Annotated in this window: 17 protein-coding genes; 11 read left to right on the forward strand and 6 right to left on the reverse strand. The window is 69.2% G+C overall.

Going from position 1 to position 14,608, the window contains the following annotated elements; translation table 11 throughout:
- Positions 1 to 86: 86 nt before the first annotated feature.
- The 4 genes from AC1RN5_RS09325 to AC1RN5_RS09340 form a co-directional block, all read right to left on the reverse strand.
- Positions 87 to 1,685 carry a methyl-accepting chemotaxis protein gene (locus tag AC1RN5_RS09325; RefSeq protein WP_493040911.1) on the reverse strand — a complete coding sequence of 533 codons (1,599 nt, stop codon included), beginning with the start codon at positions 1,683 to 1,685 and terminating at the stop codon, positions 87 to 89.
- 8 nt (positions 1,686 to 1,693) lie between these two features.
- Positions 1,694 to 2,017 carry a hypothetical protein gene (locus AC1RN5_RS09330; RefSeq protein WP_493040912.1) on the reverse strand — a complete coding sequence of 108 codons (324 nt, stop codon included), beginning with the start codon at positions 2,015 to 2,017 and terminating at the stop codon, positions 1,694 to 1,696.
- Positions 2,018 to 2,138: 121 nt separating this feature from the next.
- Complete coding sequence (locus AC1RN5_RS09335) at positions 2,139 to 2,387, reverse strand: hypothetical protein (RefSeq protein ID WP_493040913.1); 249 nt, start codon at positions 2,385 to 2,387, stop codon at positions 2,139 to 2,141.
- Between the two features lie 77 nt (positions 2,388 to 2,464).
- Positions 2,465 to 2,674, reverse strand: a complete 210-nt coding sequence (locus tag AC1RN5_RS09340) for a cold-shock protein (protein ID WP_304697132.1) — start codon at positions 2,672 to 2,674, stop codon at positions 2,465 to 2,467.
- 220 nt (positions 2,675 to 2,894) lie between these two features.
- On the opposite strand from AC1RN5_RS09340, the gene AC1RN5_RS09345 reads away from it, so the two are divergent.
- The 4 genes from AC1RN5_RS09345 (at position 2,895) to AC1RN5_RS09360 (ending at position 5,230) form a co-directional block, all read left to right on the forward strand.
- Complete coding sequence (locus AC1RN5_RS09345; RefSeq protein WP_493040914.1) at positions 2,895 to 3,041, forward strand: hypothetical protein; 147 nt, start codon at positions 2,895 to 2,897, stop codon at positions 3,039 to 3,041.
- 91 nt (positions 3,042 to 3,132) lie between these two features.
- Positions 3,133 to 3,702, forward strand: coding sequence for a carboxymuconolactone decarboxylase family protein (locus AC1RN5_RS09350; RefSeq protein WP_493040915.1), 570 nt, complete (start codon positions 3,133 to 3,135; stop codon positions 3,700 to 3,702).
- A gap of 2 nt (positions 3,703 to 3,704) precedes the next feature.
- Positions 3,705 to 4,505, forward strand: a complete 801-nt coding sequence (locus AC1RN5_RS09355; RefSeq protein WP_493040916.1) for an SDR family NAD(P)-dependent oxidoreductase — start codon at positions 3,705 to 3,707, stop codon at positions 4,503 to 4,505.
- Positions 4,502 to 5,230, forward strand: a complete 729-nt coding sequence (locus AC1RN5_RS09360; protein WP_493040917.1) for a peptidylprolyl isomerase — start codon at positions 4,502 to 4,504, stop codon at positions 5,228 to 5,230. Before AC1RN5_RS09355 ends, AC1RN5_RS09360 begins: the two co-directional genes overlap by 4 nt.
- Here the strand turns inward: AC1RN5_RS09360 and AC1RN5_RS09365 are convergent.
- Both AC1RN5_RS09365 and AC1RN5_RS09370 read right to left on the reverse strand, forming a co-directional pair.
- A complete protein-coding gene (locus tag AC1RN5_RS09365; protein WP_493040918.1) occupies positions 5,190 to 5,999 on the reverse strand; it encodes a thioesterase family protein in 810 nt (269 codons plus the stop codon). The genes AC1RN5_RS09360 and AC1RN5_RS09365 overlap by 41 nt on opposite strands.
- A gap of 68 nt (positions 6,000 to 6,067) precedes the next feature.
- Positions 6,068 to 7,042: a phosphoribosylaminoimidazolesuccinocarboxamide synthase gene (locus tag AC1RN5_RS09370; RefSeq protein WP_493040919.1), complete on the reverse strand. Its 975-nt coding sequence runs from the start codon at positions 7,040 to 7,042 to the stop codon at positions 6,068 to 6,070.
- 70 nt (positions 7,043 to 7,112) lie between these two features.
- On the opposite strand from AC1RN5_RS09370, the gene AC1RN5_RS09375 reads away from it, so the two are divergent.
- The 7 genes from AC1RN5_RS09375 to alr all read left to right on the forward strand — a co-directional run bounded on the left by AC1RN5_RS09375 (position 7,113) and on the right by alr (position 14,599).
- Positions 7,113 to 7,676, forward strand: a complete 564-nt coding sequence (locus AC1RN5_RS09375) for a peroxiredoxin (RefSeq protein WP_493040920.1) — start codon at positions 7,113 to 7,115, stop codon at positions 7,674 to 7,676.
- A gap of 185 nt (positions 7,677 to 7,861) precedes the next feature.
- Positions 7,862 to 8,233 carry a 30S ribosomal protein S6 gene (rpsF, locus tag AC1RN5_RS09380; protein ID WP_421931248.1) on the forward strand — a complete coding sequence of 124 codons (372 nt, stop codon included), beginning with the start codon at positions 7,862 to 7,864 and terminating at the stop codon, positions 8,231 to 8,233.
- A gap of 18 nt (positions 8,234 to 8,251) precedes the next feature.
- Positions 8,252 to 8,530 carry a 30S ribosomal protein S18 gene (rpsR, locus tag AC1RN5_RS09385; protein ID WP_215340908.1) on the forward strand — a complete coding sequence of 93 codons (279 nt, stop codon included), beginning with the start codon at positions 8,252 to 8,254 and terminating at the stop codon, positions 8,528 to 8,530.
- A 12-nt stretch (positions 8,531 to 8,542) separates the two neighbouring features.
- On the forward strand, positions 8,543 to 9,127 hold the full coding sequence (rplI, locus tag AC1RN5_RS09390; RefSeq protein WP_421931247.1) for a 50S ribosomal protein L9: 585 nt from the start codon (positions 8,543 to 8,545) through the stop codon (positions 9,125 to 9,127).
- Between the two features lie 170 nt (positions 9,128 to 9,297).
- On the forward strand, positions 9,298 to 11,712 hold the full coding sequence (locus tag AC1RN5_RS09395) for a TonB-dependent receptor plug domain-containing protein (RefSeq protein WP_493040921.1): 2,415 nt from the start codon (positions 9,298 to 9,300) through the stop codon (positions 11,710 to 11,712).
- Positions 11,713 to 11,946: 234 nt separating this feature from the next.
- Positions 11,947 to 13,449 carry a replicative DNA helicase gene (locus AC1RN5_RS09400; protein WP_421931245.1) on the forward strand — a complete coding sequence of 501 codons (1,503 nt, stop codon included), beginning with the start codon at positions 11,947 to 11,949 and terminating at the stop codon, positions 13,447 to 13,449.
- A 55-nt stretch (positions 13,450 to 13,504) separates the two neighbouring features.
- A complete protein-coding gene (alr, locus tag AC1RN5_RS09405; protein ID WP_493040922.1) occupies positions 13,505 to 14,599 on the forward strand; it encodes an alanine racemase in 1,095 nt (364 codons plus the stop codon).
- Positions 14,600 to 14,608 lie beyond the last annotated feature (9 nt).

The following is a 14,608-nucleotide window of genomic DNA, read 5'->3' on the forward strand; positions in this document are numbered from 1 at the left end:
GTGGAAGCCGGTCAACCCGTCCGACGCGCTCTTTCTCTTTGAACTGGAACCTCGGGTCGGATGCTTCCATCCGACCCTGAGAGGCTCTAGGCCGCCCGTCGCCGGGGCCGGGTCTCGATGGCCACCGCGCCGACGCGGAAGCGTCCGGCCGAGGTGGCGAGGTTCTCGGCCTCGGACGACAGGCTGTGGCTGGCGGCGGTGGACTGTTCCACCATGGCCGCGTTCTGCTGGGTGACCTGGTCCATCTGATTCACCGCGGTATTGACCTGGGCCAGGCCGTTGGACTGTTCCTGGGCGCTGGCGGCGATCTCCCCCACCAGGGCGTCGATCTCGGCCACGCGGCCGACGATCCTCTGCAGAACCTCGCCAGTCTGCCCCACCAGCAGCACGCCCGACCCCACCTGTTGGCTGGAGGCCGAGATCAGCGACTTGATCTCCTTGGCCGCCTCGGCCGAACGCTGGGCGAGCGCGCGGACCTCCGACGCCACCACGGCGAAACCACGGCCGGCCTCGCCGGCGCGGGCGGCCTCGACCCCGGCGTTCAGGGCCAGGAGGTTGGTCTGGAAGGCGATCTCGTCGATGACGCCGATGATCTGGCTGATCTCGGCGGCGGATTTCTCGATGCCGCTCATGGCGGCCACGGCCTGCTGCACGACCTCGCCGCTGGCCTGGGCGTCGCCGCGGGCGGCCAGCACCACGTCGGCGGCCGCCTTCGCCCCGCCGGCGGTCTTGCGGACCGTGGCGGTGATCTCGTCCAGGGCCGCGGCGGTCTCCTCCAGGCCGGCGGCCTGGCGCTCGGTGCGGCGCGACAGGTCGTCGGCGGCGCCGGAGATCTCCGAGGCGCCGTTGCGGATGATCTGGGCCGAGGCGACCATGCCGGCCAGGGTCTGTTCCAGCCGCTCGGAGGCGGCGTTGAAGTCCAGGCGCAGGGTCTCGTACTTGGCGGGGAAGGCCTGGGAGATCCGGGCGGTCAGATCGCCCTCTGACAGTTGCTTCAGGCCGCGCGCCAGGCCGTCCACCACCACCACGGCCTCGTCCTCGACGGTCTTCTGGTAGACCTCACGGTCCCGCGCCGCGGTTCCCTCGGCCAGGCGGGCGGCCTCGACCTGCTGGACGGAGTCCTCGGCCACCTGGCGGGCCTGGGCGGCCTCGGCCAGGGCGGCGCTCGACCGGGCGAACATGCTCGAAATGTTGAAGGTGGCCCACATCAGCACGGCGGCCTCGGCCACCAGGATCACGGCGTGGACGACGACGCGGCCCAGGTCCCCGCCTCCGGGGAAGACCACGGCCGGCGCCACGAAGCTCAGCAGCAGGTGGTGGACCGCCACCACCCCGGCGCCGATGGCGATCGCCCGCCAGTCGCAGGAGACGATCAGCACCGCCAGGGCGGCGAAATAGGCCATGTGCATGTCGACCTGCCAGGGCTTGCCCGCGAAGGCCGCCACCAGCAGGGACACTGAGCCCATCAGGGCCGCGGCGGCGGCCATGCGAACGGCCGCCCCGTGCGGGGCGAGGCGCCAGAAGGCGGTGACCGCGCCCGCCAGGCCGGCCGAGGCCAGGCCAAAGCCGATCCACGGCGCCTTCAGCACGGCGGCGGTGGCCGCGATGATCGGAACCAGCAGCCAGAGCATGGTCACCACAAGTCGGTCGGCGAACCGGCGCTGATCTTCAATGGACTGGAACATGGTGGCTCCTAGGCGGCGCAGGGGGAGACCCGGCCGGGATCGATGGAAAACAGCGCGCCCGCGGCCCGCAGCCGCGCGGGCGCGTCGGCGTCGGGGCTGCGAACGATGACGATGAAGGGAAGGGTTCCGACCGCCAGGACGGCGCCGGCGTCTGAGGCCGCCACCAGGCTGGCCTCGCGGCCCCACCAGGGCGGGAACACGCCGGCCGCTTCGTGGGGATCGAGGGGGCGCGCGCCGAGCAGGGTGGCGCCGGCCACGCTGGCGACCGCGATCAGCCCGATGAAGATCAAGCTCGAAAGCGGCAGGCGCTCTGATGACGGCTTGTCGAACATGTTACCCGCTTGCGGGCGACACGCTTTCCGAATGCTTAATTTCGAGGGAGGTGCGACAAATTTCCCTGGAAAATCAGGGACCAGGTTGCGTTTGAACGCGCCCCGCTATCCTGGGGTGCGTTTAGGACTCGTCGTCGTCCTCATCGGCGTCCTCGACGGGGACGACGGTCTTCTTGGCGCGCGCCTTGGCCGGCGCCTTGGGCGGAACCCGGGTCAGGCGTTCGGCCAGTTCGGCGTCGATCAGCGGCAGCAGGGCCGAGGCCTGTTCGGCCTGGCGGGCGACGCTCGAGGTTTCCAGGCGCTGGGCGTTGGCGCGCAGATTGGCGAGGCCTTCGTCGTCGAGCGTGGGGATCAGGTCGGCCATGGCCATGAGCAGCTCCCGTCAGCGCGAACGCCGCGCGAATAAGATCGGGGCCGGCGCGAGGATCGCGCCGGCCCCTTTTCGTCTTAGGCCGACTTCAGATTGACGGCGCTTTCCTTGCCGGAACGCTGATCGCGCTCCAGCTCGTAGGACACCGTGTCGCCTTCGTTCAGACCATTGAGGTCCGAGCGCTCGACGGCGGAGATGTGGACGAAGACGTCCTTGCCGCCGTCAGCCGGCTGGATGAAGCCGAAGCCCTTGGTGGAATTGAACCATTTGACAGTACCGGTCGCCATGACAGCCTCCGAGAAGTGCGTAGGCGCGCCGGAACAGCCCGGCGGCCATCGAGGTCTGAGAGGGTCGGCTTCGAAAGTTCCGCGCGCTGAGCGAGAGGGCTTAAGAGCGTTGCGCGGCAGAGATCGACGCAGGCCTTATGCGCCTAATGGCCGGCATAGGCCAGACAATCCGCTGAACCCCGCGTTGCCCGCGATGACATGGGCGTGATAGGCCGCCCCCATGACTGACACCCCAGAGCCCACGCCCGAGGAATTGAAGGCCGAGCAACGCCGGAAATGGTTCGGTCGCATCCTGCTGATCGGCTTCGGCCTCCTGCTGCTGGCGCAGGTCATCCCGCTCATCCTGCGGTCCGGCGAGCTCGGCTGATCGCGCGCCGAACATTCGTTTGACAGGCCGCGCCGGCGCTCCGGTAAGATGTCCTCAATGACGCTGCGTAAGGCGTCGCGGAGGAACCTGCATGCGCCTGACCCAACCCCGTATCCAACCGGTCGACCTCGATAAGCTGGACGAGGCTCAGGCCGAGGTCCTGGCGCCGATGGTCGCCACGGGGCGCGTCCTCAACATCTTCCGCACCATGGTCAACGCCCCCAAGGCCGCCAAGGGCTTCCTGGCCTGGGGCAACTATGTCCTGTCGCGCCGCAACGACCTGCCCGGCCGCGAGCGGGAGATCGTCGTCCTGCGCATCGGCTATCTCTGCAAGGCCGGCTACGAGTGGACCCAGCACGTCCCGATCGGCCAGCGCGAGGGGCTGACCGCCGAGGAATGCGAGCGCATCAAGGGCGGGGCCGACGCCCCGGGCTGGAGCGCCGCCGACGCCGCCCTGCTCCGGGCCTCGGACGAACTCCACAACGACCAGTTCATCACCAACGCCACCTGGGCCCAGCTGAAGGCCCACTTCACCGACAAGCAGTGCATGGACGTGGTCTTCACCGCCGGCCAGTACACCCAGGTCTCGATGATCCTGAATTCCTTCGGCGTGCAGCTCGACGAGGGCCAGACCCTCGACCCCGACCTCAAGGGGTTCTGAGCATGGCCGACCGCCTGAAGGGCAAGACCGCCATCATCGTCGGCGCCGGCCAGACGCCCGGCGAGACCATCGGCAACGGCCGGGCCATGGCCATCCTCTTCGCCCGCGAGGGCGCGGAGGTCCTCTGCGTCGACCGCGTCGGCGAACGCGCCGAGGAGACCGCCGCCATGATCGTCGCCGAGGGCGGCAAGGCCACGGCCTTCACGGCCAACGTCACCTCGGCGGCCGACTGCGACGCCATGATCCAGACCGGCAAGGCGCGCCTGGGGCGCATCGACATCCTGGTCAACAATGTCGGGATCGGCGGCGGCGACGGTCCGGCCCACCGGGTCGAGGAGGCCGCCTTCGACCGCATCCTCAGCGTGAACCTCAAGGGCATGTGGCTGACCATCAAGGCCGCCATCCCGGTGATGCGTGAGCAGGGCGGCGGGGCCATCGTCAACATCTCGTCCCTGGCGGGGATCGCCGGCGGCAATCAGGTGGCCTACGAGGTCTCCAAGGCCGCCGTGAACCGCCTGACCACCAGCGTCGCACAGTCCAACGCCGCCAAGGGCATACGCTGCAACGCCATCATGCCGGGCCTGATGGACACCCCCATGGCCGTGGCCGGCATCGCCCAGGCCAGCGGCCAGGAGCAGGAGGCGGTCCGCGCCGCCCGCAACGCGCGGGTTCCGCTCGGCGGCAAGATGGGCGACGCCTGGGACACCGCCTATGCGGCCCTGTTCCTGGCCTCCGACGAGGCCGACTTCATCACCGGGGCGATCCTGCCCGTGGACGGCGGCATGGGGAGCCGGATCGGATGATCCTTCAACGCAGAACCTTCCTGGCCGGGGCCGGCGCGCTCGCCGCCTCCCCTGCCCTGGCCGCGCCGGGCGTGGTCTATGTGAAGCTCACCACCCCGGACGGGGCCATCGTGCTGGCCCTCGACCAGGCCAAGGCCCCGATCACCGTGGCCAACTTCCTGCGCTACACCGACACCAAGCGCTATGACGGAGCGACCTTCTACCGGGCCTCGCGTCCCAAGGGCTACACCGCCGACGACTACGGCTCGATCCAGGGCGGCCTGCAGAACGACCCGGCCAAGGTGATGAAACCCATCCCCCACGAGCCCACCACCAAGACCGGCCTCTCCCACACCGACGGCGCCATCTCCATGGGCCGGTTCGCCCCCGGAAGCGCCACCTCGGACTTCTTCATCTGCGTGGGCGACAACACCTATCTGGACGCCAACCCCAAGGCCAAGGGCGACAACCTCGGCTTCGCGGCCTTCGGCCACGTGGTCGCGGGCATGGACGTGGTGCGCAAGATCCTCGTCAAGCCGCGGTCCCCCACGGCCGGCGTGGGGGTGATGAAGGGCGAGATGCTCAAACCCCCGGTCCCGATCCTCAGCGCGCGCCGCACGACCGCCCCCGCCCCGAAGGTCGAGACGCCGCCGGCCGAGGCCGCGCCGACAGCGCCGGCTGCGACCCCGGCGCCCGTCGCGCCGCCTACGCCTTCGCCGGCGCCGGCGGCGGTCCCCCAGGGCTGAGCCGCCGCTGGGCGAGCGCCGCGCAGGAGGCCTGGCCGATCGGCCCCTGCTCGTCATAGAGCCAGCATTCGCCGATCGCCACGCCGTCGGTGGCGTGGTGGTCGGCCACCTCGAACCCGATCCACTCGGTGGCCGGCAGGCGGTGCAGATAGACCGTCACGTCGGAGTTGATGTAGCCCAGCCCCTCGGTGCTGGAATTGGCGAAGGGACTGGAGAAGTCGGCCGCCAGGGACACCCGCTGGAAGGGCGTCAGCGGAACCCCCTCCACCATCTCGCGGACCTCGCTCATCCAGGTCTTGCGGGGGCCCGGCTGGCCAAAGCCGCCGGTGATCGGCCGCATGGCCCACATGCCGCCCATGCCCTGGCGCCCGTCGGTGGGGGCCGGGATGTCGGCGGGTTTGGGCGCGTCCCAGTCGGGACGATGCCAGGACTCGCCCGGCGAATTCTCGGTGCGCTTCAGGAACTGCACCGAGGCCCGCGCCATGCTGACCCCGCCGGAGATGAACTCGGCGTCGACGACCCGGATGCGGTTGCCGTCGCGGATCACCGTGGTCTTGATCTCGATCGGATCGAAATTGGGCAGCCGGTACATGTCCACCGTCAGGCGGGCCGGCATGAAATCAGGGCTGCCGTGCTTGGCCTCGATCTCGAAGCCCAGCAGGCCGACGATGACGCGCCCGTGCAGGGACTGAGGGTTCCAGGGGCCGCGGCAGGACGGTTGCGGGACGTAAAATTGACCGTCCCTTTTGAAAAAAGGTTCGTTTTGCATGGGGCGGGACCATGACGGATTCCCCCCAGGCGCGCGACTCCCCGTTCCCGTACCCCCGCCCAGAAATTCTAGGCCGGAACGTAGCTGGCCAGGTTGCGCCGGATGCGCTCCAGGATCGGCAGGTCGGAGGGCGGCGCCTCGAAGGCCTGGCCGGTGATGGTTTCGAAGGCGCGGATATAGACCCGGGCCGTCTCGTCGATCATCTGCGCGGGGATCTCCGGGATCGGGTCCTTATAGGGGTCGCAGCGGGCCGCCACCCAGGAGCGCACGAAATCCTTGTCGAAGCTCTCGGGCGGCTCGCCCTTGGCGAACTTCTCCGGATAGCTCTGGGCGAACCAGTAGCGGCTGGAGTCCGGGGTGTGGATCTCGTCGGCCAGGATGATGGTCCCGGCCTTGTCCACGCCGAACTCGTACTTGGTGTCCACCAGGATCAGGCCGCGCGCCGCCGCCATCGCCTGGCCGCGGGCGAACAGCGCCAGGGCGTAGGTCGACAGCGTCTCCCACTGCGCGGCGCTGAGCAGCCCCTGCTCGACGATCTGCGCCGGGGTCAGGGGCGCGTCGTGCTCGCCGTCATTGGCCTTGGAGGTCGGCGTGATGATGGGGCTGGGCAGGATCTGGTTGTCGGCCAGGCCGTCGGGCAGCCTGTGGCCGTACATCTCCCGCGCGCCCTTCTTGTAGAGGGTCAGGATCGAGGTCCCCGTGGTCCCGGCCAGATAGCCGCGCACCACGATCTCCACCGGCAGGATCTCCAGCCGCGTCCCCACCACCACATTGGGGTCGGGATAGGCCAGGACGTGGTTGGGGCAGATGTCGGCGGTGGCCTCGAACCAGAACTTCGCCGTCTGGGTCAGGACCTGGCCCTTGTAGGGGATCACCGCCAGGATGGTGTCGAAGGCCGACAGCCGGTCGCTGGAGATCAGCAGCATGCGCCCGTCGCCCAGATCGTAGGTGTCGCGCACCTTGCCCCGGTAGTGGTTGGGCAGTTCGGGAAGGGTGGCGTCGGCCAGCACCTGGTCGGGGCGCGCGGGGAGCTGCGGTGTCATTGTCTGCCTATGCTGCGAAGACAAAGCGACGTCCAGTTCGTATGATCATCGAACCCCGGAGGAACACCCCATGAAACGCCTGATCGCCCTCGCCGTCCTGGCCGCAACCGCCGCCGCCACGCCCGCCCTCGCCGATCTCGCGGTGGGCGCCAAGGCGCCGGACTTCACCGCCCCGGCCTATCTGGCGGGCAAGCCCTTCACCTTCGACATGGCCGCGGCGCGCAAGAAGGGCCCGGTGGTCCTTTACTTCTTCCCCTCGGCCTTCACCGGCGGCTGCAATCTCGAGGCCCACCTGTTCTCCGAGGCCGCCGACGAGTTCAAGGCCCAGGGCGCGACCCTGATCGGGGTCACCGCGGGCAAGGTCGAACGCCTGGCCGAATTCTCCGCCGACACCACCACCTGCGGCGGCAAGTTCGCCGTGGCCGCCGATCCGGGCGCCAAGATCGCCAAGGCCTACGACTCGCCCATGAAGATGGCCGGCATCAAGGCCCCGGTGGACCTCTCGGCCCGCACCTCCTACGTCATCGCCCCGGACGGCAAGGTCCTGCTGGCCTACGACAACATGAAGGCCGACGACCACGTCAACCAGACCCTCACGGCGCTGAAGGCCTGGAAGGCCAAGCAGAAGAAGTAGCCGCCAGGCGCGGGAAGGCTTGCGAAACAAGCGGTTTTCCCGTATCTGCCCGCCTCTTCACGGACGGCGGTCTCAAGTCGGAACGTAAAAGGCGCGGGAGCCTCCCGCGCGCCGCATTGAGATCCATCGTTTTCGCCGGGCTTCCGCCGTCGACAGCGCCGCCTCCACAACGGAAGAAGGAAAACATGGCGCTCTACGAGCACGTCGTTATCTCGCGGCAGGATATCTCGCCGCAACAAGCCGAAGCCCTCAATGACCAGATCAAGGCCCTCATCGAAGAGGGTGGCGGCGTGGTCGCGAAGATCGAGTACTGGGGCCTTCGCAACCTGACCTACCGGATCAAGAAGAACCGCAAGGGTCACTATTCCCTGATCTCCATCGACGCCCCGCCCCCGGCGGTGAAGGAAATGGAGCGCCAGCTGTCTCTCAATGAAGACGTGCTGCGCCACCTGACGGTCCGCGTCGAGGAGCTCGACCTCGAGCTCTCGCCGGTCCTGGCCCGTCGCGACCGTGATCGTGAGCGCGAACCGCGCCGCGAAGACAGCTTCCAAGCCTAAGAAAGGGAGGATCATCACATGACCGACGAAACCTCCGAAGCCACCACCGCCGGCGCGCCTGCCGCGGGTGGCCAGCGCCGCCCCTTCTTCCGTCGCCGCAAGGTCTGCCCGTTCTCGGGCGCCGGCGCGCCGAAGATCGACTACAAGGACGTGAAGCTGCTGCAGCGCTACGTCTCCGAACGCGGCAAGATCGTGCCCTCCCGCATCACCGCGGTGTCGGCCAAGAAGCAACGTGAGCTGGCCAAGGCCATCAAGCGCGCCCGCTTCCTGGCCCTCCTCCCCTACGTCGTGAAGTAGGGAGACAGGCACATGAAAGTCATTCTGCTCGAACGCGTCGAAGGCAAGGGCGCCCTGGGCGATGTGGTCACCGTAAAGGACGGCTACGCGCGCAACTTCCTGCTTCCGCGCAACAAGGCGCTCCGCGCCAACGCCGCCAACGTCAAGGTCTTCGAGGCCCAGCGCGCCGACATCGAGGCCCGCAACCAGAAGGCCAAGGAACAGGCCGCCAAGACCGGCGAAGGTCTGGACGGCACCTCCTACATCCTGATCCGTCAGGCGGGCGAAAGCGGCCAGCTCTACGGTTCGGTCTCCGGCCGTGACGTCGCCGACATCGTCAACGCGGCCGGCGGCAAGCTGGAACGCTCGATGGTGGCGCTCGACAAGCCGATCAAGACCCTGGGTCTCCACCCGGTGAAGGTCGTCCTGCACGCCGAAGTCGTCGTGACGGTGACCCTCAACATCGCCCGCAGCCAGGACGAGGCCGAGCGCCAAGCCCGCGGCGAGGACGTGATCAACGCTCAGTTCGAGGAAGATCGCGTCGCGGCCGAGGAAGCCGCCCAGGACATGCTGGCCGGCGGCGCCGGTTCGCACGAAGGCGACTACGTCGAGAGCTGATCTCAGCGCGACAATTCAAGATTGAAGACGGCGCGGGACACTCGGTTCCGCGCCGTTTTTCATGTCCGCCGTTGCAGAAATGTCATTTTCACGGGCAGCGGCGCCCCCTAGCTAGGCAGTCATCAGGGCCAAGCTAGAGCTCCAGGGCCTCCCGGAGCAGAGGGGATGACATGCGCTACCGTACACTCTTGATCACCACGGCGTCCGCCGTAAGCCTTTGGACCGGCGTCGCCGCCGCCCAGACCGCGCCCAAGACCCAGACCGAAGTCGAGGAATTCGTCGTCACCGGCACCCGCGCGGTGGGCCGCACGCGGCTCGAGACCCTGGCCCCCGTCGACGTCATCACCACCGAGACCCTGCAGCAGCGCGGCACGACCGAACTGGCCACGGCGCTGGCCACCACCGTGCCCTCCATCAACTTCCCGCGGCCCTCCAACACCGACGGCACCGACACCATCCGCCCGGCCACCCTGCGCGGCCAGGGCCCCGACCAGACCCTGGTCCTGGTGAACGGCGCCCGCCGCCACGCCACGGCGCTCGTGAACACCAACGGCTCGGTGGGCCGCGGCTCCGCCGCCGTCGACCTCAACGCCATCCCCTCCACCGCGATCGAGCGCATCGAGGTCCTGCGGGACGGCGCCTCGGCCCAGTACGGCTCCGACGCCATCGCCGGGGTCATCAACATGCGCCTGCGCGAAGCCAGCAGCGGCGGCGGCCTGTCGGTCACCACCGGCGAGTACGTCACCAGCTTCGACGGCTTCTACGGCGGCAAGCGCGACATCACCGACGGCCAGACCACCACGGTTTCCGGCTGGCAGGGCCTGACCCTGCTGGGCGACGGCTTCCTGACCCTGTCGGCGGAATACCGGGCGCGCCAGAACACCAACCGCAGCGACGTCGATCCGCGCGTCACCCCGGTGCGCGTCACCTCGCGCTTCGGCGACGGCGACTCCGACGACCTGTCCTTCTACGCCAACGCCGGCAAGCCGCTGGGCGACACCTGGAACCTCTACGGCTGGTACGGCTACGAGCACCGCGACGCCTCCTCGGCGGCCACCTACCGCCTGCCCACCGACGCCACCCAGAACATCCCCTCGGTCTATCCCAACGGCTACCTGCCGCTGATCACCACCGACACCGAGGACAACAGCGCCGGCCTCGGCCTCAAGGGCGAATGGGCCGGCTTCAACGTCGATGTGAACCTGGTCTACGGCAAGAACGACATCGACTTCGGCGTCCAGCACACGATCAATCCGTCGCTCGGCCCCACCTCCCCCACCTCGTTCCAGGCCGGCGGCCTGACCTATGACCAGACCGTCTTCGGCGCCGACTTCAGCCGCGAGGTCGAGGTCGGGCTGGTGAAGCCGCTCAACGTCGCCTTCGGCCTCGAGGCCCGCCGCGAGACCTACAAGATCAACCCCGGCGAGCCCGGCTCCTACATCCGCGGTCCGTTCACGACGCTCGCCCTGGGGTCGCGCGGCTTCACCGGCTTCACCCCCTCCAACATCGTCGACGTCGATCGCGACGCCGTCGGGGTCTATCTGGATCTCGAAGGCAATCTGACCGAGAAGCTCTCGGCCTCGGCGGCCGTGCGCTACGAGGACTATTCGGACTTCGGCGGCAACACGACGGGCAAGCTCTCGGCGCGTTACGACTTCACGCCGGAATTCGCGATCCGCGGTTCGGTCTCCACCGGCTTCCGGGCCCCGGCCCTGCAGCAGCAGTACTACACCGCCACCTCGATCCTCTACATCAACGGCGTGCCCTTCGAGACCGGCACCTATCCCTCGGTGAGCCCGGTGGGCCGGGCCCTCGGCGGCAAGCCCCTGGAGCCGGAGACCTCGGACAACTACGCCCTGGGCTTCGTCTTCCGGAAGGGCGCCTTCGAGCTGACGGTGGACGCCTACCAGATCAAGGTGAAGGACCGCATCGTCCTGTCGGAGACCCTGACCGGCAGCGCCACCGCCGCCCCGGGGACCAACGCCCGCGTCATCTATGACCTGCTGTCGCCCTACGGCGCCTCGGCCGCCCGCTTCTTCATCAATGGCGTGGACACCGACACCAAGGGCGTGGACGTCGTCGCCCACTACCGGATCGTCGACGACCAGGCCGGGACCTTCGACCTGACGGCGGCCGGCAACGTCAACGACTTCAGCGTCACCAAGACCCCCACGACCTCGGCCACCATCCTGCCGACCCCGGTCTCGCTGTTCGCCCGCCAGGCCACCCTGCGGTTCGAGGATGGCGCGCCCAAGCACAAGCTGACCCTGCAGGGCGACTGGAAGAAGGAGGGCTGGGGCGCCACCCTGCGCACCACCTTCTATGGCGACGTCCTGTCGCCGGGCACCCTGGCCGACGGCAGCGCCGACAGCCACACGGGGTCCCAGGGCATCGTCGATCTGGAGGGGCGTTACACCTTCCCGATGGGCGTGACGGTCTCGGTGGGCGCCGACAACCTCTTCGACGGCTACCCGCTGCAGATCGCGCCGAACCTCAACACCTCGGGCGCGGCGCCCTTCTCGTCCTTCTCGCCCTTCGGCTTCGGCGGGCGGTTCGTCTACGGCCGCCTGTCCTACAAGTGGTAGGGCCAGGCCCACTCTGAGATGGAGCGGCGCGGAACCCCGGTTCCGCGCCGCTTTCATGTCCACGACAGATTCGGTCGCACACCCCCGGAAGGGGGGCTGAGCGGCGGCGTTGGATGGGTTAGGATCGAGTCCCGACTCCGGTCGGACCGTGGTCATCCACAGGCGCGGCCCGAACCTGTGAGTAGGGCTTCTGGCCGCACTGTTTCGCACCCCGCCTTAAGCTATCAGTAACCCATGGCCCTCGTTCCCGCGCTCGACCTCCGCCCCGCCCACAACGACACGGCGATCCCCCACGCCCCGGCCAATATCGAGGCCGAACAGGCCCTGCTGGGCGCCGTCCTCTACGACAACGCCACCTTCGAGCGGATCGGCGACTATCTGCAGGCCCGGCACTTCTACGAGCCCTTCCACGCCCGCCTGTACGCGGCGATCGAGACCCATGTCCGCAAGGGCCAGCTGGCCGAGCCGATCCTGCTGGCCGAGCAGTTCAGCCGCGACCCGGCCTTCGAGGAGCTGGGCGGCATCCGCTACCTGGCCGACCTGGTGGACCGCGCCCCGCCGGGCGCCAACGCCCCGGACTATTCCCGCGTCATCTACGACCTGGCCCTGCGCCGCGACCTGATCCGCATCGGCGGCGACATCGCCCAGGCGGCCACCGCGCCCGAGGACGACCTCTCGGCCCGCGACCAGATCGAGGCGGCCGAACAGCAGCTCTACGCCCTGGCCGAGAGCGGCGGCCAGAGCCAGGGGTTCGTGCCCCTGTCGGAGGCCCTGCACGGCGCCGTGACCATGGCCGCCGAGGCCCACAGCCGCGACGGCGGCCTGGCCGGCCTCTCCACCGGCCTGATCGACCTGGACCAGAAGCTGGGGGGCCTGCACCCCTCCGACCTGCTGATCCTCGCGGCCCGCCCCTCCATGGGCAAGAGCGCGCTCGCCGTGAACATCGCCTTCCACGTGGCCCGCAACTACGCCTGGGAGCCGCAGCCGGACGGCACCAAGAAGACCGTCAGCGGCGGGGTGGTGGCCTTCTTCCAGCTCGAAATGTCCGCCGACCAGCTGGCCATGCGTATGCTGGCCGATGTCTCCGGCGTGTCCGGCGACCGCCTGCGCAAGGGCGAGATCGACGCCGTGGAGTTCGGCCGGGTGCGCGACGCGGCCCTCGAGATCCAGGACGCCCCCCTTTATATCGACGACACCGGCGGCATCACCATGGCCAAGCTGGCCGCCCGCGCCCGGCGCCTGAAGCGCATGGTGGGCCTGGACCTCATCGTCGTGGACTACCTCCAGCTCGTCACCATCGGTCCCGGCAGCAAGGTGGACAACCGGGTGCAGGAGGTCAGCGCCATCACCCAGGGCCTCAAGACCCTGGCCAAGGAGCTCTCCGTTCCGGTCATCGCCCTGGCCCAGCTCTCCCGCCAGGTGGAGAACCGCGAGGACAAGAAGCCCCAGCTCTCCGACCTGCGGGAATCGGGCTCCATCGAGCAGGACGCCGACTGCGTGATGTTCATCTACCGGGAGGAATACTACCTCTCCCGCACCGAGCCGCGCGAAGGCACGCCGGAACACCTCACCTGGCAGGACCAGATGGACCAGGTGGCCGGCCTGGCCGAGGTGATCATCGGCAAGCAGCGTCACGGCCCCATCGGCACCGTGAAGCTGTCCTTCAACTCCGACCTCACCAAGTTCGGCAATCTGGCCCGCGACCACAGCCGCTACGATCAACAGCAGCGCGACTGATCGCGCCGCTTGAACCGCCTTTCCCTTCCGGCTGCCAGCCTCTAAGGGAGCGCCAATGGCTCTCCCCTCCTCCGCGCGCCTGACGATCGATCTCGACGCCCTGGCGCACAACTACGGCGTCCTGCGCGCCCATGCGCCGGGGGCGGAAGCCGCCCCCGTGGTCAAGGGGGACGGCTATGGCCTGGGCGCCGGCGCCATCGGCCGACGGCTGTGGGCCGAAGGCGCCCGCAGCTTCTTCGTCGCCCGCCTCACCGAGGGCGAGGCCCTGCGCGCCGCCCTCGGCCCCGAGCGCCCGGCTGTCATCTATGTCCTGGACGGCATGACCAGCGGCACGGCCCCGCGCCTGCTGGCCGCCGATCTCACGCCATCCCTCACCAGCGTGCCGCAGATCGAGGCCGCCGGCAGCTTCGCCTCGGGCCTCGGCCGCCCCCTGGCCGTGGCCCTGCACGTCGATACCGGCATGAACCGCCAGGGGATCACGCCGGACCAGGCCGTGGCGCTCGCCCAGTCCCGCGATCGGCTAGCCCATCTCGAGATCGGCCTGGTGATGAGCCACCTGGGCTCGGCGCCGGAACCCCGGAGCCCGCGCAACGCCCGCCAGCTCGAACGCTTCGCCGCCGTCCGCAAGCTGTTCCCCGACGCCCGCGCCAGCTTCGCGGCCTCGGCCGGCATCTTCCTTGGCGAGGACTACCGCTTCGAGATGGTCCGCCCCGGCGTCAGCCTCTATGGCGGCGGCCCCGAGGAGCGCCCCGATGCGCGCCTCAAGGCGGTGGCCACCCTGGAGGCCCCCATCCTCGACATCCGCAATATCGAGGCCGGCGAGACCGTCGGCTATGGCTCCAGCCGCGTCGTCGATCGCCCCACCCGGGTGGCCGTGGTGGCCGCGGGCTATGCCGACGGCCTGGTGCGCGCCGCCAAGGCCGCGGGTCACGGCTGGTACGCCGGCGCCCCGCGCCCCTTCCTCATCGTCACCATGGACCTGATCCTGGTGGAGATCGGCGACACCCCCGCCGGCCTGGGGGACATGGTCGAACTCATGGGCCCCAACGCCCACATCGACGACCTGGCCGCCGCCGCCGGCACCGTGGCCCACGAATGCCTGGTCCGCCTCAGCCCGCGGGCCGAGCGGGTCTATCTCGGCGAGGTCTGAGCCCCTCCA

Source organism: Phenylobacterium sp. GW821-FHT12F10, from assembly GCF_058806695.1.

Bases quoted from the DNA above. Each gene is read 5' to 3' on its own strand.
- AC1RN5_RS09325 (WP_493040911.1), bottom strand. From the start codon at position 1,685: ATGTTCCAGTCCATTGAAGATCAGCGCCGGTTCGCCGACCGACTTGTG.
- AC1RN5_RS09330 (WP_493040912.1), bottom strand. From the start codon at position 2,017: ATGTTCGACAAGCCGTCATCAGAGCGCCTGCCGCTTTCGAGCTTGATC.
- AC1RN5_RS09335 (WP_493040913.1), bottom strand. From the start codon at position 2,387: ATGGCCATGGCCGACCTGATCCCCACGCTCGACGACGAAGGCCTCGCC.
- AC1RN5_RS09340 (WP_304697132.1), bottom strand. From the start codon at position 2,674: ATGGCGACCGGTACTGTCAAATGGTTCAATTCCACCAAGGGCTTCGGC.
- AC1RN5_RS09345 (WP_493040914.1), top strand. From the start codon at position 2,895: ATGACTGACACCCCAGAGCCCACGCCCGAGGAATTGAAGGCCGAGCAA.
- AC1RN5_RS09350 (WP_493040915.1), top strand. From the start codon at position 3,133: ATGCGCCTGACCCAACCCCGTATCCAACCGGTCGACCTCGATAAGCTG.
- AC1RN5_RS09355 (WP_493040916.1), top strand. From the start codon at position 3,705: ATGGCCGACCGCCTGAAGGGCAAGACCGCCATCATCGTCGGCGCCGGC.
- AC1RN5_RS09360 (WP_493040917.1), top strand. From the start codon at position 4,502: ATGATCCTTCAACGCAGAACCTTCCTGGCCGGGGCCGGCGCGCTCGCC.
- AC1RN5_RS09365 (WP_493040918.1), bottom strand. From the start codon at position 5,999: ATGCAAAACGAACCTTTTTTCAAAAGGGACGGTCAATTTTACGTCCCG.
- AC1RN5_RS09370 (WP_493040919.1), bottom strand. From the start codon at position 7,042: ATGACACCGCAGCTCCCCGCGCGCCCCGACCAGGTGCTGGCCGACGCC.
- AC1RN5_RS09375 (WP_493040920.1), top strand. From the start codon at position 7,113: ATGAAACGCCTGATCGCCCTCGCCGTCCTGGCCGCAACCGCCGCCGCC.
- rpsF (WP_421931248.1), top strand. From the start codon at position 7,862: ATGGCGCTCTACGAGCACGTCGTTATCTCGCGGCAGGATATCTCGCCG.
- rpsR (WP_215340908.1), top strand. From the start codon at position 8,252: ATGACCGACGAAACCTCCGAAGCCACCACCGCCGGCGCGCCTGCCGCG.
- rplI (WP_421931247.1), top strand. From the start codon at position 8,543: ATGAAAGTCATTCTGCTCGAACGCGTCGAAGGCAAGGGCGCCCTGGGC.
- AC1RN5_RS09395 (WP_493040921.1), top strand. From the start codon at position 9,298: ATGCGCTACCGTACACTCTTGATCACCACGGCGTCCGCCGTAAGCCTT.
- AC1RN5_RS09400 (WP_421931245.1), top strand. From the start codon at position 11,947: ATGGCCCTCGTTCCCGCGCTCGACCTCCGCCCCGCCCACAACGACACG.
- alr (WP_493040922.1), top strand. From the start codon at position 13,505: ATGGCTCTCCCCTCCTCCGCGCGCCTGACGATCGATCTCGACGCCCTG.